The sequence below is a fragment of the Saccharothrix violaceirubra genome (genome assembly GCF_014203755.1).
GTDB classification, from domain to species: domain Bacteria; phylum Actinomycetota; class Actinomycetes; order Mycobacteriales; family Pseudonocardiaceae; genus Actinosynnema; species Actinosynnema violaceirubrum.
On the sequence record NZ_JACHJS010000001.1, the window covers coordinates 5426688 to 5446123 of the forward strand.

Consider the following 19436-nt stretch of genomic DNA (forward strand, 5'->3'; position numbering starts at 1 on the left):
GTGCGGTCGCGACTGCTGGGCATCGTGCTGGCGCTGGTCGTGCTGCTGCTGGTCGGACTCGGCCTGCCGCTGGGCCGGGGCATCGCCGCCGCCGCGCAGCAGGAGCTGTTCCTCGACCGGCTGACCGACACGAACCGGTTCGCCTCGCTGGCCCAGCGACCGCTGGTCGACGGCCAACCCTCGGCGATCACCGAGGAACTGCGCCGTTACCAGGAGGTGTACGGCATCCGGGTGGCGCTGGTCGACCAGGACCGACGGGTGCTCGCGTCGTCCGCGGACGTCCAGGTCTCGGGCGACGTGTCGGCCCGCGTCGACGTGGCGCTGGCCGGGCGCGAGCCGACCGAGCCCGACCTGGTGCTGCCGTGGGACGACACCGAACTCGTGCTGGCCGAACCGGTGCTGGTCGACGGCGACGTGCGCGGCGCGGTGGTCACCCTGTCGCCGACCGGCAAGACCCGGCGCGCGGTCGTGTTCTGGTGGCTGGTGCTGCTGGCCGGGAGCCTGTTGGCGCTGGCCGTCGCGGTGTTCGCCGCGCTGCCGCTGGTGCGGTGGACGCTGCGGCCGGTGCGCGCGCTCGACGACGCGACCGGGACGCTGCTGGCCGCCGTGGTGTCGGGCCGGCCGGTGCCGCCCGTGGACTCCTCGTCGGGACCGCCCGAGCTGCGACAGCTCGCGCGGTCGTTCGACCAGATGGCCGCCAACGTCTCCGACGTGCTCGCCGCGCAGCGCGCGTTCGTGGCCGACGCGTCGCACCAGCTGCGCAACCCGCTGACCGCCCTGCGCCTTCGACTGTCCAATTTGGATGGACAGGTGTCCGGTGACGCCCTGACGCACCAGGTCGCGGCGCTGGACGAGGCGGACCGACTCAACCGCATCCTCGACGAACTGCTCGCCCTGGCCCGCGCGGGCGCCGCGTCGGTGGACCCGGTGCCGGTCGACGTCGACCGCGCGGTGGCCGACCGGCTGTCCGCGTGGCAGCCCGCCGCCGCCGCACGCGGGGTGCACCTCGTGCTGGACGGCGAACCCGGTGGCACCGTCCTCGCGCCGCCACGCGGGGTGGAGGCGGTGCTGGACGCGTTGCTGGACAACGCCCTCAAGTTCACCCGTGACGACACCCTCGTGCACGTGGACGTCCGACGGACCGGGCAGACCGTGGTGCTGTCGGTGCGCGACGAAGGACCCGGGCTCGCGCCGGACGACCTGGAACGGGCCTTCGACCGGTTCTGGCGGGCGCCCGAGCACCAGAACGTGCGCGGCTCCGGCCTCGGCCTGGCCCTGGTGCGGCAGATCGTCGGCCGGGTCGACGGCACGGTCCACCTCGAAGCACCCGACCCGGGCGGACTGCGGGTCGTGGTGGAACTGCCGGGCGTCAGACCTTGACGTCGCGGTAGTACCTGGTCGCGCCGGGGTGCAGCGGGATCGGCGTCGTCTCGATCGCCGACCGGGTGTCCAGCGACCGCGCGGCCGGGCTCACCTCGGCCAACGTGCGCTGCGCCGCGAACAGCCCCCGCGTCAACGCCTCCGCCAGGTCGTCGGACACCGTGTCGTTCACCATCAGGAAGTTGCGCACGACCAGCGTCTTGATCGCGCCGCCCGGGATCGGGTAGGAGGACGCGGGCAGCGTCGCCCACCCGTACACCGGGTGCCTCTCGACCATGCGCGGCACGACGTCGGCCAGGTCGACCAGCCGCAGCCCGACGACGCCCGCCAGGTCGGTGATCGTCTTGGTCGGCACGCCGCCGGACCAGAAGAACGCGTCCAGCGTGCCCGCGACCATGGCGTTCTTGCCGGACTCCAGGTCGAGGTGCCGCACCTGCAGGTCGGTGTCCGGATCGATGCCGGCCACGTCCAGCAGCAGCTCGGCGATGAACCGGGTGCCCGACACGGCCGCACCCGTCGAGACCCGCAGGCCGCGCAGGTCGGCGAGCTTGTGCACGGGCAGGTCGGCGCGCACGACCAACTGGAAGTAGTCGTCGTGCATGCGGGCCAGCGCGTACAGCCGGTGCTCGCCGGCCATGACCTGCGCGGTCCCGATCGCCGCCGCGGCGTCGGCCTGCGCGAACCCGACCTGCGCCCGGTTCGTGCGCAGTCGGCCCAGGTTGTCGACCGCGCCGTCGGTCACGTCGACCGCCGGCCGCGCCACCCCCGGCGACCGCTCCCACTCGGTCGCCAACGCCTTGCCGAGCGCGTAGTACTCGCCCGCCGTGCCGCCGGCCGCGATCGTCAGCCGCACGGTCGAGAAGTCCACCGAGCAGGCCGTCGCGGACAGCACGACAAGGGCCAGCGCGATCCCGAGCACGCGTGCGCGCAGCAAACCCGACACCCGCGCATCGTCCCACGTCCACGCTCTACGCTGGAGCCGACGGAAGGATTGGACGCAGTGACCCGCACATACCAGATCCGCACGTTCGGCTGTCAGATGAACGTGCACGACTCCGAGCGCCTCGCCGGCCTGCTGGAGGACTCCGGCTACGCGCCGGCGGCCGGTGACGCCGCGCCCGACGTGGTCGTGTTCAACACGTGCGCCGTGCGGGAGAACGCGGACAACAAGCTCTACGGCACCCTCGGCCACCTCGCGCCCGCCAAAACCGCCAACCCCGACATGCAGATCGCGGTCGGCGGCTGCCTCGCGCAGAAGGACCAGGGCGAGATCGTCAAACGCGCGCCGTGGGTCGACGTCGTGTTCGGCACGCACAACCTCGGGTCGTTGCCCGCGCTGCTCGAACGCGCCCGGCACAACCGCGAGGCCCAGGTCGAGATCCTGGACTCGCTGGAGACGTTCCCCTCGACGCTGCCCGCGCGCCGCGACTCGGCGTACTCGGGCTGGGTGTCGGTGTCGGTGGGCTGCAACAACACGTGCACCTTCTGCATCGTGCCGTCGCTTCGCGGCAAGGAGAAGGACCGGCGGCCCGGCGAGGTGCTCGCCGAGGTGCGCGCGCTGGTGGCCGAAGGCGTGCTCGAAGTGACGTTGCTCGGCCAGAACGTCAACTCCTACGGCGTCGAGTTCGGCGACCGGTACGCGTTCGGCAAGCTCCTGCGCGCCACCGGCACGATCGAGGGTCTCGAGCGGGTCCGGTTCACCTCGCCGCACCCCAAGGACTTCACCGACGACGTGATCGCGGCGATGGCCGAGACGCCGACCGTGTGCCACCAGCTGCACATGCCGTTGCAGTCCGGTTCGGACCGCGTGCTCAAGGAGATGCGCCGCTCGTACCGGACCGGGCGGTACCTGTCGATCCTGGAGAACGTGCGCGCGGCCATGCCGGACGCGGCCATCACCACGGACATCATCGTGGGCTTCCCCGGCGAGACCGAGGAGGACTTCCAGGCCACCCTGGACGTGGTCCGTGAGGCGCGGTTCACCGGCGCGTTCACGTTCCAGTACTCGAAGCGGCCCGGCACGCCCGCCGCGTCGCTGCCCGACCAGCTGCCCAAGCAGGTCGTGCAGGAGCGGTACGACCGGCTGATCGCGGTGCAGAACGCCATGTCGTGGGAGCTGAACAAGGAGCAGGTCGGCCGCCGGGTAGAGCTGCTCGTGGCCGCCGGCGAAGGGCGCAAGGACGCGGAGACGCACCGGCTGTCGGGTCGGGCGCGCGACGGACGGCTCGTCCACTTCACCCCGGGCGACGCGGCCGTGCGGCCGGGAGACGTCGTCGAGACCGTGGTGACCTACGCGGCCCCGCACAACCTGATCGCCGACGGCCGGCTGCTGTCGCACCGCCGCACGCTCGCGGGCGACCGGTCCGAGGCCGGTCTCAAGCCCAAGACCGCCGGGGTGACGCTGGGCCTGCCGTCGTTCGGCAAGCCGGCGCCGCTGCCCGCGCCGGTCGGCGGGTGCTCGACCGGATGAGCGACTTCGACGACGAACTGCGCGACGAGATCGACCGGGTGGGCAGATCGGCGGCGAAGCGGTTCGAGCCGGGCAGGGGTGCCCTGGTCATCGCGGTGGCCGTGCTGGTGGTCCTGGTGTCGCTCGTGCTGCCGTGGGTGGGCGGCGACCCGGGGCTGAGCGTGCTGGCCGGGCCGGCGCCGGCCGTGCCCAGGGTGTTCGCGTACCTGGCGCTGGTGTCGGGCGTGCTGCTGCCCGCCGTGACGCTGGGCCTGCGTCGCTGGGTGCTGGCCTGGGTGTCGGCGTTGGGCTGCTTCGCGGCCACCGTGTGCGGCGTGCTGTCGATCTGGACGACCCAGACGACGACCGGCCACCACCCCGGTCCGGGTCCCGGCTTCGGCCTGATCCTGGCCGTCCTCGCCGTGGCGACCCTGCTGGTCCGCTGGCTGCGCATCGCCGCGTCCCGCCACTGATCCGCGAGTCCTCCACTCGGACACCGCGAAATACGCCCTCAGGCACCCTGAAATACACGTTCGGACACGACACGGGCGCCGCGAGTGAAGACTCGCGACGCCCGTGTCGTGTGCTTGCGGACTACCGGGTGGCCACGGCCTGCTCGGCCGCCGCCAGCCACTCGCGCCACTGCTTGGCCTGGGCCTCGGCCTGCTCGGCACGGCGCTTGTCGCCCGCCGAACGCGCCTTCTCCGCCTGGGCCTCGAACTGCTCCACGCGCTCGCGGAACTGCGCCACGCGGGCCTCGGCCTCCGGGTCGGACCGGCGCCACTGGGCGTCGACCGCGCCGCGGACCTTCTCCTCGATCGAGCGGAGCTTGCCCTCCAGCTCGCGGACCCGCTCGCGCGGCACCTTGCCGATCGCGTCCCACCGCTCCTGGATGCGGTAGAGCTGCTGGCGGGCCGTCTCCAGGTCGTGCGACGGGTCGATGTGCTCGGCCTCGGCGAGCAGCTCCTCCTTGAGCTTGGCGTTGGTCGAGAACTCGGCGTCACGCTCGGAGAACGCCTCCGACCGCCGCGCGAAGAACGCGTCCTGCGCCGCCCGGAACCGCTGCCACAGGGAGTCGTCGGCCTCCTTGGGCGCACGCCCGGCGGCCTTCCACTCGACCATCAGGTCCTTGTAGCGCCCGGCCGTGACACCCCAGTCGTCGGACGAGACCAGCGACTCGGCCTCCTCCACCAGCTCCTGCTTGCGGGCCTTGGCCACGCCGCGCTGCCGGTCCAGGTCCGCGAAGTGCGAACCACGCCGCCGGTTGAACGCGTCGCGCGCCTTGGAGAACCGCCGCCACAGCTGCTCGTCGGTCTTGCGGTCGACACCCCGGATCGTCTTCCACTCGTCCAGGATCGCCCGCAGCCGGTCGCCCGCCGCCTTCCACTGGGTGGACTCGTTGGCCAGGACCTCGGCCTCCTCCACCAGCTCCAGCTTGCGCGCGCTCGCCGCCGCGCGGGCCTCGTCCTTCGCGACCTTGGCGGCCTCGATGCCCTCCTCGGCCTTGGCCAGGACGAACTCGACGCGCGCGGTCAGCGCCGCGAGGTCGCCGACCACGGCGGCCTCGGCCAGCTGCTCCTGGACGTGCTTGGCGCTGGTCGACGCGTGCTTCGGGTCGCCCGCCCCCGACGACAGGCGGGTCACCAGCAGCTCGACCTCGGTACGCAGGTCGTCGAACCGGCGCGCGAAGTGCGCGAGTCCCTCGGCGGGTTCGCCCGCCTGCCAGGAACCCACCGCCCGCTCGCCGTCGGCCGTCTTGACGTAGACGGTGCCGTCGGCGTCCACGCGCCCCCAGCGGTCAGGGTGGTCCGACGCGACGGGGACCGGCGCGGGCGCCGCCGCGCCCTCCGCGCGAGTCTCCTCGACCACCGCCCCCGCACCACTGCCACCAGTGGTTCCCGGTGTCGTCTCGTGCTCGGTCATCGCCGGCTTCCTCCTCGCCTAACCACTTCGTGGTGCCCGTGCCGACCACGGGCGCCCCGCCGATGACGGGGCCCAGCACCCGGGTAGGGCGACTGTTCGGCAGCCACCTGATACCCCGCGCGCATTCAAACAGGTCAGGGCCGACCTCGGTACTGGTGGTGTCCGATGAGTAGCGTTGACGTCCATGATCCCGCGTCTCGCCGTCGTGCCGCACCCGCCGCTGCTGGTGCCCGAACTGGTCCCCGGCGCCGTGGCGGACACGGCCGCCGTGCGGGCCGCCTGCGTTGCCGCGGCACGGGAATTGACCGCACTGTCACCCGATTGGGTGGCTGTCGGGGTGGACCCGTCGGGGCCTCGGGTCGTCGAGCGGGTAACGAGTACGTTTCGAGGTTTCGGGGTCGACGTCCCGGTTCGGCTGTCGGACGACGCCGTCGACCACGACCCGGAACTCCCGCTGCCCGCCCTCGTCGCCGCGTGGCTGAGGGAACAGGCGGGTGCGCGCAGCGTGCGCGTCCACCTGGTCGCGCCCGACACCCCCCTGGACGAGTGCCTCGCGCTCGGCGCCGACCTGGCCGGCGGCCCGCTGCTGGTCCTGGGCGACGGGTCGCACCGGCACGGCGAGCGGGCCGTCGGACGGGCGGACGAGCGCGCGGGGGCGTTCGACGACGAGGTCGGCCGGGCGCTCGCCGAGGCCGACCGGGATGCGCTGAAGGCGCTCGACACCGACCTCGCGGCCGAACTGGGCGCCGCCGGGCGGGCCGCGTGGCAGGTGCTCGCGGGCGTGCCGGGCGACTGGCGGTGCGTCCGGTCGGAGTTCTCGGCACCGTTCGGCGTCGGGTACCACGTCGCCGTGTGGGAGGCGTGATGCGCCGGCCCGTGGCCGTCGTCGGCCCCACCGCGACCGGCAAGTCCGACCTGGCCGTACGGCTCGCCGAGGACCTCGACGGCGAGGTGGTCAACGCCGACGCGTTGCAGCTCTACCGCGGCATGGACATCGGCACAGCCAAGATCACCGAGGACGAGCGGCACGGCGTGCCGCACCACCTGCTCGACGTGCTCGACGTGACCGAGACCGCGGCCGTCGCCGCCTACCAGCGCGACGCCCGCGCGACCGTGGAGAAGATCCTCGCCGCCGACCGCACGCCCGTGCTGGTCGGCGGTTCCGGCCTGTACGTCCAGGCCGTGCTCGACGACCTGGAGTTCCCCGGCACCGACGACGCCATCAGGGCCGCGTTGGAGCGTGAACTGGAGACCCTGGGCGCGCAGGCGCTGCACGACCGGCTCGCCCGGGTGGACCCGGTGGCGGCGCTGGCGATCCTGCCGTCCAACGGCCGCCGCGTGGTCCGCGCGCTGGAGGTCGTCGAACTCACCGGCCGGCCGTTCTCCGCCACGCTGCCCAAACCCGGACCGGCCCGCTGGGACACGGTCCTGATCGGCCTGGACCGCGACGTGTCCGAACTGGACGACCGGGTCAACCGGCGGGTCGCCGACATGTTCGGCGCGGGCCTGGCCGACGAGGTGCGCACCTTGGAGGCGCAGGGTCTGCGCGAAGGACGCACGGCCGCGCGGGCGTTGGGCTACCAGCAGGTGCTCGCGTCGTTCGACGGCGAGTACGACATGCTCACCGCCGCCGCGGCCACCGCGCAGGGCACGCGCCGGTTCGTCCGCCGGCAGCGGTCGTGGTTCCGCCGCGACCGCCGGGTGCGCTGGTTCGACGCGGCCGACGCGGGCCTGGTCGCGGACGTCCTCGCCCACGCGGCCCAGTAGCCTGGTCGGCGTGGGAGTCGAGTTTCTGAAGGGCCACGGCACCGAGAACGACTTCGTCGTGCTGCCCGATCCGGACGGCCTGTTGGACCTGACCGAGGAGCGCGTCCGCGTGCTCTGCGACCGGCAGGGCGGGCTGGGCGGCGACGGCGTGCTGCGCGTGATCAGGCTCGACATGGGCCCGTGGTTCATGGACTACCGCAACGCCGACGGCTCGATCGCGGAGATGTGCGGAAACGGGGTGCGCGTCTTCGCACGGTATCTGGTCGACGCGGGCCTGGTACCGCGCGGCGAGTTCACGGTGAGCACGCGCGGCGGCAACCGGGACGTGGTCGTGCACGACGACGGCACGGTCACCGTCGACATGGGGCGCGCGTTGGTGACGGGTACCTCGACGGCCACCATCGGCGGCACCGCGTTCGACGGCGTGTGCGTCGACGTGGGCAACCCGCACCTGGCGTGCGTCACCGGCACCCCGGTGACCGACCTGGACCTGGCCCTGCCCCCGGGCCACGACCCGGTGGCGTTCCCGCACGGCGTGAACGTGGAGTTCGTCAACGTGCTCGACGACGGCGCGCTGCGCATGCGGGTGCACGAACGCGGCGTCGGCGAGACCCGGTCATGCGGCACGGGCACCGTGGCCGCGGTCGCGTCGTGGCTGTACGGCCGGGGTGAGCGGACCGGCAAGGCCACTGTGGACGTCCCGGGAGGACAGGTCTCGGTCGTGGTCGACGAGGAGACGAGCACGCTCACCGGTCCGGCCGTACTGGTGGCCCGCGGCGAACTCGACCAGGCGTGGTGGGACTCGTTGGGCACGGCGTAGTACGGATCCGGAACGCGGGTCCGCAGCCATCCGAGCGTGGTCTGCCCGTGTCGTCGGAACCGGGCGGGAACCGCGACCGTGCGGCCCGCTCGCCGCGCTCACGATGGATCCGTCACCACTCCTCGACCGCGACCCGATTCCTTGTCGTACTTCCTGATCAAGGAGATTCCTTGTCGTACTTCCTGATCAAGGACCTGTGGTCGACCGATCACGCACTCGGCGGATCCGGGACAGCGTTCTCGACTGCCGATGACGGGCCTGGTCATGGCGCGCGTGGTGGAGGTGGCCGTCCCGGCGCACCGGCTGACGATGGCGTGGCGCGTTCGAGCCGGTCGACGCGGCGGTGTGTCCTTCGTACCGTCGGTGGTCCCGGCGTGCCGGGATCGTGGACGGAATATGCGTCCGCGCGGATAGGCACGGACCGCCCGGGTCGACTGGCCTCGTCCGCGATCACCCGGAACCGCGAACTCCGCCACATGCGTTCTCCCGTGACTTCGCAACCCTGGCGTCGGTGCCGCTGTCGCCACCACACCTGCTGATCGAGGATGGGATGGGCCGGTAGCCAAGCACCGCGGCGCGGAGTCCGCCGCCGGCCTCGCGGAGTCGATGGCCATGCCGACCGACGCCCACGCCACCGGCCGCTCCCCGCCGACACAGCATTCGCGCGCGTCGACACCCGGCGGTCGCCGAATTCGCGCCGACCAGCGTCGCGACTGCCTCGCGACGAACCGGCCGCGGGCACGGCGTCGACGCCTGGCGGCAGAGTCAGCACCGGTGACCAAGGCTTCCCGGACGCAGCATCGTCGTCGCCCGCCGTCTGGTGGAGAACGACAGCTTCAACGCCGTCGGCATCCGGGCCACCCGTCACCAGGCCCGGCCAAGTCCACCGCGACCGGCGACGCGCCTGCGGGGACCGCCACGCCGCCGCACTGCGCCACCTGTACAACCGCATACCCGGCCGGCTCGACCACTACCTCCGCAGGAGGACCTACGACCCGATCAAGGGTCTTCGCCCAGGACCTTCCTCTCGACCCGCCGCACGATCGGGGTGATGGGCAGGACATGGACGCTCCGGCCCGCCCGTCAGGGAACGAACGCCGGAAGTACCGCCTGCGGATTGGGCATTGTCCGACCGCGTCGCGGGAAGGCGTCGACCATCCGCTTGTTCGGCAGTCCTCAGGTGGGCCTCGGCGGTTCGGCTGCGATCACGACTCGGGGACGTCAGCGGCATCACCCCACGGGAACAGGGTCGGCGCGTTGGGTGCGCAGCGGTGAGCACAGGACCCACAGGACCGCCAGCACCTGGCCGACCAGTCCGATCCACAGCGTCGGCACGATGCCCAGTCGGGCGCCGAGCACACCGCCGAGCACGCCGCCGAGAGGCATCGTGCCCCACACGACGAACCGCACGCTGGCGTTCATCCGGCCGAGCAGGTGGTCGGGACAGATCGCCTGGCGGTAGCTGACCTGGGCGACGTTGTAGACCACCACGCCGTAGGCCATGACGATCTCCGACACGGCCGCGAACCCCAGTCTCCAGCCGGCCTCCGCGAACGGGAACAGCAGCACGACCGGCTGGGTGAACAGCATCGCCGCGATGATCGTGCGCGACTGGCCCAGGCGCCGCGTCCACCACCCGGCGGTCAGCGCGCCGAGCACGCCGCCGATGCCGCCGAAGCTGAACAGGAGCCCGACCGTGCCGTCGGACAGGTCGAGCGTGCGGACCAGGAACAGCACGCACACCGCGTAGAACACGCTGCTGAACAGGTTCGCGGTCGCCGTGCAGCCGACGATCGCGCGCAGTGACCGGTTGCCGAACACGAACCGCAGCCCTTCACCGATCTCCGCGAGGAAGTTCGGCATGGCGGGCTTGGCCGGCTCCGGCTCGGGCGTCCGGATGCGCAGCAGGGCGAGCGCCGACCCGAGGTAGCCGATCCCGGTCGCGAGCACGCCGACGGCCGCGCCGACCACCTGGGCGATGCCCCCCGCGATCGCCGGGCCGGACACCTCCGCGACCGACTGGGTGACGGTGAGCTTGGAGTTGCCCTCCACCAGCCGCTCCCGACCCACGAGCGTGGGCAGGTAGGACTGGTAGGCCACGTCGAACATCACGGTCGCCGCGCCGACCAGCAGCGCGACCACCACCAGGTGCCCGAACGTCAGCACGTCGAGCCACCACGCCGTCGGCACGGACAGCAGCAGCACGAACCGGACGCCGTCGGCCGCCAGCATCACCGGCCGACGGCGCGATCTGTCGACCCACACGCCGGCGGGCAGGCCGATGAACAGGAACGCGGCCGTGGTGGCGGCCGTGAGCAGGCCCATCTCGAACGGGCTCGCGGCGAGGGTGCCCGCCGCGAGCAGGGGCAGGACCGTGCGTCCGATCGTCGCGCCCAGGTGGCTGGTGGCGTCGCCGATCCAGAGCAGTCGGAAATCTCGGTGGGACCACAGGGACATGGCGACGAGTGTCCCGGGAGTGATTGGAAAGTGTCAATCACTGGTCGACCTAGACTGTGCCGGTGGAACGACGACCCGCGACCGAGGCCGAGGCCGCCGCCCTCGCCTCGGCGGTGCGGCTGCGCATCATCCGGTTGACGGGCGAGGTCCCGTTGACCAACAAAGAGCTGGCCGAACGCCTCGACCGCGACCCCGCCACGATGCTCCACCACGTGCGCAAACTCGTCGCCGCGGGCTTCCTGGAGGCGTTGCCGCCGCGGCCCGGCAACCGGGGGGCGAAGGAGATCCCCTACCGGTCGACCGGCCTGTCCTGGCGGCTGTCGCACGATGCCGACCCGCCGTCGATCGCCGAGGCGATGCTGGAAGCGTACCTGGCCGAGGTCGCCGAACTACCCGAAGGGGTGATGGACCAGTCACGGTTGGTGGTCCGTTGCGATCCCGGGGAACTGAAACGGCGCCTCAGATCGTTGTTGGATGAGCTGGCCGCGGAGCCGGACGACCCGGAAGGCGAACGCTTGGCGCTCTACCTCGCGGTGTACCCGCAGGGGTGATCGCACGGTCGTCCGCCCGGGACTAAAACATTCGGCGGCACCTGCGGGACGTGCGACGATGAAGGGCAAATGACGGAAAACACGCAGTACGACACCGACCGGTTCGACGACCGCGACGACGAGCTGTCGACCGGCGACCTGGCACTCGCCGACCGCGCCGCGCTGCGCCGTGTCGCGGGCCTGTCCACCGAACTCCAGGACGTCACCGAGGTCGAGTACCGACAGCTCCGGCTGGAGCGGGTCGTGCTCGTGGGCGTGTGGACCGAGGGCACGGCCCAGGACTCCGAGGCGTCCCTGGCCGAACTCGCCCTGCTCGCCGAGACCGCGGGTTCCGAGGTCCTCGAAGGGCTCGTGCAGCGCCGCGACCGACCGGACCCGGCGACCTACATCGGCTCGGGCAAGGTGACCGAGCTGCGCGACGTGGTGATCGCGACCGGCGCCGACACCGTGATCTGCGACGGCGAGCTGTCGCCCGGCCAGCTCCGCCAGCTCGAGGAGAAGCTCAAGGTCAAGGTCGTCGACCGGACCGCGCTCATCCTCGACATCTTCGCCCAGCACGCGTCCTCCAAGGAGGGCAAGGCGCAGGTCGAGCTGGCCCAGCTCCAGTACCTGCTGCCCCGCCTGCGCGGCTGGGGCGAGTCGCTGTCGCGACAGGCCGGTGGTCGCGCCGGCGGCGGGAACGGCGGCGTGGGTCTGCGCGGCCCCGGTGAGACCAAGCTCGAGACCGACCGGCGGCGCATCCGCGCGCGGATCGCGAAGCTGCGCCGGCAGATCGAGGCGATGGGCGTCATCCGGGAGACCAAGCGGCACCACCGCGTGGTCAACTCGGTGCCCAACGTCGCGATCGCGGGCTACACCAACGCGGGCAAGTCCAGCCTGCTCAACGCGCTGACCGGCGCGGGCGTGCTGGTCGAGGACGCGCTGTTCGCGACCCTGGACCCGACCACGCGGCGCACGACGACGCCCGACGGCCTGCCGTTCACGCTGACCGACACGGTCGGCTTCGTCCGGCACCTGCCGCACCAGCTCGTCGAGGCGTTCCGGTCGACGCTGGAGGAGGTCGCGGACGCCGACCTGCTGCTGCACATCGTCGACGGCTCGGACGCCATGCCCGAACGGCAGGTCAAGGCCGTGCGCGAGGTGATCACCGACATCTCGTCGCGCCGCGACGACCCGATGCCGGCCGAGCTGCTGGTCGTGAACAAGATCGACTCGGTGGGCGAGCTGGGCCTGGCCCGACTGCGCCACCTGTTCCCGGGCGCGGTGTTCGTGTCCGCGCACACCGGCGAGGGCATCGCCGAGCTGCGCGAACGCGTGGCCGGCCTGATCCCCCGCCCCGACGTGGTGATCGAGGCACTGGTGCCGTACTCGCGCGGCGAACTGGTCGCGCGCGTGCACCGCGAGGGCGAGGTGCTCAAGGAGCGCCACACCGGCGAGGGCACCGAGCTGAGCGCCCGGGTCCGACCCGACCTCGCGGGCGCGCTCGAGCGCTTCGCCGTCGACGGGAGCCGGATCTGAGGGCGCTGCTCGTCGCGCTCGGACTGATCGTGACGGCCGGTTCCGCTTCGGCGGGACCGGCCGTCGTCGATGCCTGCGCGATCACCGACCCGCGGCTGGCCGAGCTGTCCGGGCTCGGGTCGGACGGCACGTCCTGGTACGCGGTCGCCGACAGCGACGACGGGCGCATCGAGGTCCAGGTGCTCGACCGCTCCTGCGCGATCACGCGGACGATCGTGGGCGCCACCGATCCGTTCGACGTCGAAGACCTGGCGTTGGCCCCGGACGGCACGCTGTGGCTGGCCGACACGGGTGACAACCGGCGGAGTCGGCAGACCGTGGCCCTGCACGCGGTGTCACCGGACGGGACGACCCGGCTGTTCCGGTTGACCTACCCGGACGGAGCGCACGACGCCGAAGCGTTGCTGCTCGACGGCGCGGGCGTGCCGTACATCGTCACGAAGGAGGCGTTCGGCTCGCCGCTGGTGTACCGGCCGACCGGTCCGCTGGTGCCGGACGGGACCGAGCCGCTGGAGCAGGTCGCGAAGCTGTCGCTGCCCGGCAGCGACACCACCGGTGGACCGGCGGTCGGTTCCGTGGTCACCCGCGTGGTGACCGGCGGCGCGATGTCGCGGGACGGCCGGGTCGCGGCCGTACGGACCTACACCGACGCGTACCTGTACCCGGTGGTCGACGGCGACCTGGCCACGTCGCTGGAGGCCGACCCGGTGCGCGTGCCGCTGCCCGGCGAGCCACAGGGCGAGGCGCTCGCGTTCGACCCCGACGGCACGTTGGTGTCCGCGTCCGAGTTCGGCGACACCGGCGCCTCGTCGGCCGTCCGGACCGTGGCCGGCGCGGCGGCCCTGGCCGTGCCCGCGCCACCGCCCACGACGACGACCACCGCCGCTCCCCCGGCGTCGGCGCGGAGTGTCGACGCCGGCGAGTCCGTGTCACCGGTGTGGGTGATCGGCGGCGGACTCGGCGCGCTGGCGCTGCTCGCGTTCCTCGTCCGCCGGCGACGACGGACCTAGGACGTTCCGGTGGTGGCGGGTGCGGGTCGACGGCACGTGACCCGCACCCGGACTAGAGCCGGCGCAGCACCGCGACGACCTTGCCCAGGATCGACGCCTCGTCGCCCAGGATCGGCTCGTACGCGCTGTTGTGCGGCATCAGCCACACGTGGTCGTCCTTGCGCTTGAACGTCTTGACCGTCGCCTCGTTGTCGATCATGGCGGCGACCACGTCGCCGTTGTCGGCGGTCGGCTGGCGGCGGACCACGACCCAGTCACCGTCGGTGATGGCCGCGTCGACCATGGAGTCGCCGACGACCTTCAGCAGGAACAACTCGCCCTCGCCGACCAGGTCGCGCGGCAGCGGGAAGACGTCCTCCACCGCCTCCTCGGCCAGGATCGGGCCACCGGCGGCGATGCGGCCGAGCATCGGCACGTACGCGGGCGTCGGCTTGGACGCCGGGTCGAGCCCGGTCACGATCTCCGTCGGCAGCACGCCCACCGCGCGCGGCCGGTTCGGGTCGCGGCGCAGGAAGCCCTTGCGCTCCAGCGCGCGCAACTGGTGCGCGACCGACGACGTGGAGGTCAGCCCGACCGCCTCGCCGATCTCGCGGACGCTGGGCGGGTAGCCGAACCGGTCCAGCCAGTCGCGGATCACGTCGAGCACCTTGCGCTGGCGCAGCGTCAGGCCCGCGTTGCCCGCGACGTCCGCCGGTTCGGGGCCGGACGGCGCGTCGGTGCGCGGTTCGTCCTCGGTCTTGCGTGCCACGGTGCTCCTCCTCACCGGTCCCGATCACCCAGGCCGGCTGGTCGTCGATCTTCGACTTAGAAAAGTAGTCGCACTCCGTGTCCAGATCAAACACCTGTTCGAAGTAAATACCGGCGTGTCCTTCCCGTGGCGCCGGTCCGAGTGGTAGACATTCGCACGGACGTTCGATTCGAACAAAAGTTCGATCTTGGTACGCGGACCTGCGACGGAGGGCTCCAATGGCGGTGGTGATCGGCACACGGGACGGGTTCGAACTCGTCGAGCACGACGGTGTCGGGGTGCCACCCGGACCACGCGTCGTACGGCGGTTCGCCGTGACGGACACCGGCCGTCCGGCGGCGGAATCGCGTCCGGCCACGGCCCCCGAGCCACCACGCCCCGCAGTCCCGGCCGACCGGACCAGGCGCACGGGGCTGCTGCGGTTGCTCGCGTACGGTGTGCTGACGGCCGTGATCTCGGCGTGCCTGGCGTTGACGTACGGGTACGTGTCGGGCGCGATGACCGTGCCCGAACGCACCAGCGTGGTGTACGTCCAGGCGGGTGAGACGTTGTGGGACGTGGCCGCGCGCAGCGCGCCGGACAGCGACGTCGACGCGGTCGTGGACCGGATCCGCGAACTCAACCACCTGACCTCCGACGAGGTGCTGCCCGGCCTCGCCCTCGTCGTGCCGGACGGACGCGAGCCACCATCGCCCTGACCCCGGTCGGCACGACCTTGTGGCGGCGCCTCCCGCCACGAGTCCGCCGCGGCCGCCCCCTCGTCGGCCAGGGCGAGCCGGCCCGGATGGGCTGCGACGTGTCGGAATGCGGGCAGGCCTTTCCGGCGTCCGAGTCGCCGCAAACCCGGTCCTGGCGAAAGGATTCCCGTCCGGGCCGCCGGCTCTTACCGGGGCCCGTTGCAGCCGAGATCACCTGACCTGCGACCAAGGACTGCGCCGCGGCGACACGCGCACCTCACCTCGTCGGGACTGGGCCCTGCCTGAGGTTCCCGCCAGGTGGCACTCGTCGTCGGCACGAATGCGAGACGCTCTGACGCATCGGGCCACGCCCGGGGTCCGGCAGTTCCCCCGGCGCCCACCCGACCCGGAGTGGACACCAGCGGCCACGCCCCCCTGACACCTGCCCACACCGGCATGCCGGGCAGAATCGCAGACTCCGCGTGACGCACCGGTGGCCCTGCGCGGCACCCGGGCGTCGGCCTGTGACGGGTCTGTCGCGGTCGGTTCCACCCGGCGGGTCGAGTTGCGGCGGCCAGGGTCTCAGGCATAGGTTGACCCCCACATCTAGTGGTTACACCGCTGTAGTTGGTCCACAGGTTGGGGTATTCCCCACGGTGTGGCTGACGCGGTGAGTGCTGCGCGCGTGAAGGGGGAGCAGTCGTGCGGTGCCCGTTCTGCCGGAATTCGGACTCCAGGGTCGTGGACTCGCGGGAGGTCGACGAGGGGCAGGCGATCCGGCGCCGGCGATCGTGCTCGAGCTGCGGCCGGCGGTTCACCACCGTCGAGGAGGCGGTGCTGGCGGTCCTCAAGCGGTCGGGGGTGACCGAGCCGTTCAGCCGGGACAAGGTCGTCGTCGGCGTGCGCCGGGCGTGCCAGGGCCGCCCGGTCGACGAGGACGCGCTCCAGGTGCTGGCCCAGCGGGTCGAGGAGTCGATCCGGTCCGCCGGGCACGCCGAGGTCCCCAGCAACGAGGTGGGCCTGGCCATCCTCGGCCCGCTGCGCGAGCTCGACGAGGTCGCCTACCTGAGATTCGCCAGCGTCTACAAGTCGTTCACCTCGGTGGCCGACTTCGAACGTGAGATCGCCGCGCTGCGCGAGCCCGCCGACGACTAGATCACGGATTTCCGCGACCGCATCGGACGGGGAGCCCGGACGTGGTCGCGATCGAGGACAACCAAGCCAGTTCGAGGAGAGGGACCGGGGATGACGGAAACCGTCGGTGGCACCACGGCGAAGAACGCCGGCCGCAACAACGGCAAGCGGGCCGGCTTGTCGATCGGCCGGGTGTACACCACCGCGGGCACGCACCCGTACGACGAGGTCACGTGGGAACGCCGGGACGTCGTGATGACGAACTGGCGGGACGGCTCGATCAACTTCGAGCAGCGCGGGGTCGAGTTCCCCGATTTCTGGTCGGTCAACGCGACCAACATCGTGACCAGCAAATACTTCCGCGGCGCCGTGGGCACCCCGCAGCGCGAGCACAGCGTGCGCCAGTTGATCGACCGGGTCGTGAAGACCTACACCGAGGCGGGCACCAAGCACGGCTACTTCGCCACCGAGGCCGACGCCGAGGTGTTCGAGCACGAGCTGACCTGGATGCTGCTGCACCAGGTGTTCAGCTTCAACTCGCCGGTGTGGTTCAACGTGGGCACGCCGTCGCCGCAGCAGGTCAGCGCGTGCTTCATCCTCTCGGTCGACGACACCATGGAGTCGATCCTGAACTGGTACCGCGAGGAGGGCCTGATCTTCAAGGGCGGCTCCGGTGCCGGCCTGAACCTCTCGCGCATCCGCTCGTCGAAGGAACTGCTGTCCTCCGGCGGCACCGCGTCGGGTCCGGTGTCGTTCATGCGCGGCGCGGACGCGTCGGCGGGCACGATCAAGTCCGGCGGTGCCACGCGGCGGGCCGCGAAGATGGTCGTGCTGGACGTCGACCACCCCGACGTCGAGGAGTTCATCGAGACCAAGGCGCGCGAGGAGGACAAGGTCCGCGCGCTGCGCGACGCCGGGTTCGACATGGACCTGGGCGGCAAGGACATCGTGTCCGTGCAGTACCAGAACGCGAACAACTCCATCCGCGTGTCCGACGAGTTCATGCGCGCCTACGAGGGCGGCGACGAGTTCGGCCTGCGTTCGCGGCAGACCGGCGAGGTCATCGAGAACGTCGACGCGAAGGGCCTGTTCCGCAAGCTCGCGCAGGCCGCGTGGGAGTGCGCCGACCCGGGCATCCAGTACGACGGCACGATCAACGACTGGCACACCACGCCGGAGTCGGGCCGGATCACCGCGTCCAACCCGTGCTCGGAGTACATGCACCTGGACAACTCCAGCTGCAACCTGGCGTCGCTGAACCTGATGAAGTTCCTGACCGACGACGGTTCGTTCGAGGTCGAGAAGTTCACCAAGGCCGTCGAGCTGATCATCACCGCGATGGACATCTCGATCTGCTTCGCCGACTTCCCCACGCCCGCGATCGGCGACACCACGCGCGCGTTCCGGCAGCTGGGCATCGGCTACGCCAACCTGGGCGCGCTGCTCATGGCGACCGGCCACGCGTACGACTCGGAGGGCGGCCGTGCGCTGGCCGCCACCATCACGTCGCTGATGCAGGGCGTGGCGTACAAGCGGTCGGCCGAGCTGGCGGGCGTCGTCGGCGCGTACGACGGTTATGCGCGCAACGCCGACTCGCACCAGCGCGTGATCCGCAAGCACGCGGCGGCCAACGACGAGATCCGCACGCTGCACGCCACCGACGCGGCCGTGCTGAAGGCTGCGACCAAGGCCTGGCAGGAGTGCCTGCGCATCGGCGCCCGCAACGGGTGGCGCAACGCGCAGGCGTCCGTGCTCGCCCCGACCGGCACGATCGGTCTGATGATGGACTGCGACACGACCGGCATCGAGCCGGACCTGGCGCTGGTCAAGTTCAAGAAGCTGGTCGGCGGCGGTTCGATGCAGATCGTCAACCAGACCGTGCCGCGCGCGCTCGCGGCGCTGGGCTACGCGGCCGAGCAGGTCGAGGCGATCACCGAGCACATCTCCGAGCACGGTCACGTCGTGGACGCGCCGGGCCTCAAGCCCGAGCACTACGAGGTGTTCGACTGCGCCATGGGTGAGCGGTCGATCGCCCCCATGGGTCACGTGCGGATGATGGCGGCGGTCCAGCCGTTCCTGTCCGGCGCGATCTCCAAGACGGTGAACATGCCGGAGACGGCGACTGTCGAGGAGGTCGAGGAGATCTACTACCAGGGCTGGAAGCTGGGCCTGAAGGCGCTCGCCATCTACCGCGACAACTGCAAGGTCGGCCAGCCGCTGTCGGCGGGCAAGTCGGCGAAGGCCGCCGCGGAGACCAAGCCCGAGCCGGTCGTGGAGTACCGCCCCGTCCGCAAGCGCCTGCCCAAGAAGCGCCCGTCGCAGACCGTGTCGTTCACGGTCGGCGGTGCCGAGGGCTACCTGCACGCCGGTTCGTACCCGGACGACGGCCTCGGCGAGATCTTCGTGAAGCTGGGCAAGCAGGGTTCCACGCTGGCGGGCGTGATGGACGCGTTCTCGATGTCCATCTCGGTGGGCCTGCAGTACGGCATCCCGCTGGAGTTCTACGTCTCGAAGTTCCAGAACCTGCGCTTCGAGCCGGCGGGCATGACCGACGACCCGGACGTCCGGATCGCGACCAGCGTGCTGGACTACCTGTTCCGCCGGTTGGCCCTGGACTACCTGCCGTACGAGAAGCGTTCGCAGCTGGGCATCTTCACCGCGGACGAGCGCACGGCCCAGGTGGCGGCCGACTACGGCACGTCGTCGGACGTCGACCTGGAGGGCCTGCGCACGTCGGTCGAGTCCACGAAGAAGCCCGAGGCGGAGGTCGCGAAGCCGACCACGTCGCGGGTCGGCAGCTCGACCGAGCTGCTCGAACTGCACCTGGGCAAGGCCGCCGACGCGCCGCTGTGCATGACGTGCGGCACCAAGATGCGCCCGGCCGGTTCCTGCTACCTGTGCGAGGGCTGCGGCTCGACGTCGGGTTGCAGCTGACAGATCGACCGGAAGGTCCCCCGGACGCGACGTCCGGGGGACCTTCCCTTGTCCGGGGACGTGGAGGG

Annotated in this window: 16 protein-coding genes; 12 read left to right on the forward strand and 4 right to left on the reverse strand. The window is 71.7% G+C overall.

Translation table 11 applies throughout. The features are described 5' to 3' along the window. Complete coding sequence (locus F4559_RS24745; protein ID WP_184672539.1) at positions 1 to 1380, forward strand: sensor histidine kinase; 1380 nt, start codon at positions 1 to 3, stop codon at positions 1378 to 1380. On the opposite strand, the gene F4559_RS24750 is transcribed toward F4559_RS24745, so the two are convergent. Continuing rightward, a complete protein-coding gene (locus F4559_RS24750; protein WP_312865805.1) occupies positions 1370 to 2323 on the reverse strand; it encodes a TAXI family TRAP transporter solute-binding subunit in 954 nt (317 codons plus the stop codon). The two genes, F4559_RS24745 and F4559_RS24750, sit on opposite strands and share 11 nt — an antisense overlap. Before the next feature lie 57 nt (positions 2324 to 2380). Here F4559_RS24750 and miaB point away from each other — a divergent pair, with 57 nt between their 5' ends. Together miaB and F4559_RS24760 are read left to right on the forward strand one after the other, a co-directional pair. Further along, positions 2381 to 3850: a tRNA (N6-isopentenyl adenosine(37)-C2)-methylthiotransferase MiaB gene (gene miaB / locus F4559_RS24755; RefSeq protein WP_184672541.1), complete on the forward strand. Its 1470-nt coding sequence runs from the start codon at positions 2381 to 2383 to the stop codon at positions 3848 to 3850. Beyond that, entirely contained in the window at positions 3847 to 4302 is a 456-nt protein-coding gene (locus F4559_RS24760; RefSeq protein WP_184672543.1) for an Rv2732c family membrane protein, read from the forward strand. The genes miaB and F4559_RS24760 overlap by 4 nt, the downstream gene beginning before the upstream one ends. A 121-nt stretch (positions 4303 to 4423) precedes the next feature. On the opposite strand, the gene F4559_RS24765 is transcribed toward F4559_RS24760, so the two are convergent. Continuing rightward, positions 4424 to 5752, reverse strand: a complete 1329-nt coding sequence (locus F4559_RS24765; RefSeq protein WP_184672545.1) for a DUF349 domain-containing protein — start codon at positions 5750 to 5752, stop codon at positions 4424 to 4426. Positions 5753 to 5936: 184 nt separating this feature from the next. On the opposite strand from F4559_RS24765, the gene F4559_RS24770 reads away from it, so the two are divergent. From F4559_RS24770 to dapF, 3 genes are read left to right on the forward strand one after another with little or no spacing between them, the layout of a single operon-like run. After that, on the forward strand, positions 5937 to 6617 hold the full coding sequence (locus F4559_RS24770; RefSeq protein ID WP_184672547.1) for a class III extradiol ring-cleavage dioxygenase family protein: 681 nt from the start codon (positions 5937 to 5939) through the stop codon (positions 6615 to 6617). Further along, positions 6617 to 7519 (forward strand): tRNA (adenosine(37)-N6)-dimethylallyltransferase MiaA, encoded by a 903-nt coding sequence (gene miaA, locus F4559_RS24775; protein WP_184672549.1) that lies wholly within the window; start codon positions 6617 to 6619, stop codon positions 7517 to 7519. The genes F4559_RS24770 and miaA overlap by 1 nt, the downstream gene beginning before the upstream one ends. Before the next feature lie 10 nt (positions 7520 to 7529). Next, positions 7530 to 8339, forward strand: a complete 810-nt coding sequence (dapF, locus tag F4559_RS24780; protein ID WP_184672551.1) for a diaminopimelate epimerase — start codon at positions 7530 to 7532, stop codon at positions 8337 to 8339. A gap of 1230 nt (positions 8340 to 9569) precedes the next feature. On the opposite strand, the gene F4559_RS24785 is transcribed toward dapF, so the two are convergent. After that, positions 9570 to 10796 (reverse strand): MFS transporter, encoded by a 1227-nt coding sequence (locus F4559_RS24785; RefSeq protein WP_184672553.1) that lies wholly within the window; start codon positions 10794 to 10796, stop codon positions 9570 to 9572. 56 nt (positions 10797 to 10852) lie between these two features. Between F4559_RS24785 and F4559_RS24790 the strand changes: the two genes are divergently transcribed. From F4559_RS24790 to F4559_RS24800, 3 genes are all read left to right on the forward strand, one after another. Beyond that, the gene (locus F4559_RS24790; RefSeq protein ID WP_184672554.1) at positions 10853 to 11347 is read left to right on the forward strand and encodes an ArsR/SmtB family transcription factor; all 495 of its coding nucleotides are present in this window, start codon (positions 10853 to 10855) and stop codon (positions 11345 to 11347) included. A 69-nt stretch (positions 11348 to 11416) separates the two neighbouring features. After that, a complete protein-coding gene (gene hflX / locus F4559_RS24795; protein WP_184672556.1) occupies positions 11417 to 12865 on the forward strand; it encodes a GTPase HflX in 1449 nt (482 codons plus the stop codon). Positions 12866 to 12894: 29 nt separating this feature from the next. After that, a complete protein-coding gene (locus F4559_RS24800) occupies positions 12895 to 13875 on the forward strand; it encodes an NHL repeat-containing protein (protein ID WP_312865806.1) in 981 nt (326 codons plus the stop codon). A gap of 52 nt (positions 13876 to 13927) precedes the next feature. Here F4559_RS24800 and lexA read toward each other — a convergent pair whose 3' ends face one another. Beyond that, positions 13928 to 14623 (reverse strand): transcriptional repressor LexA, encoded by a 696-nt coding sequence (gene lexA / locus F4559_RS24805; protein WP_376774658.1) that lies wholly within the window; start codon positions 14621 to 14623, stop codon positions 13928 to 13930. Positions 14624 to 14841: 218 nt separating this feature from the next. Here lexA and F4559_RS35495 point away from each other — a divergent pair, with 218 nt between their 5' ends. From F4559_RS35495 to F4559_RS24820, 3 genes are all read left to right on the forward strand, one after another. Further along, positions 14842 to 15321, forward strand: a complete 480-nt coding sequence (locus tag F4559_RS35495; protein WP_184672557.1) for a LysM peptidoglycan-binding domain-containing protein — start codon at positions 14842 to 14844, stop codon at positions 15319 to 15321. A 681-nt stretch (positions 15322 to 16002) separates the two neighbouring features. Further along, a complete protein-coding gene (nrdR, locus tag F4559_RS24815) occupies positions 16003 to 16455 on the forward strand; it encodes a transcriptional regulator NrdR (protein WP_184672558.1) in 453 nt (150 codons plus the stop codon). Positions 16456 to 16545: 90 nt separating this feature from the next. After that, the gene (locus tag F4559_RS24820; RefSeq protein ID WP_184672559.1) at positions 16546 to 19368 is read left to right on the forward strand and encodes a vitamin B12-dependent ribonucleotide reductase; all 2823 of its coding nucleotides are present in this window, start codon (positions 16546 to 16548) and stop codon (positions 19366 to 19368) included. The last annotated feature ends 68 nt before the right edge of the window (positions 19369 to 19436 follow it).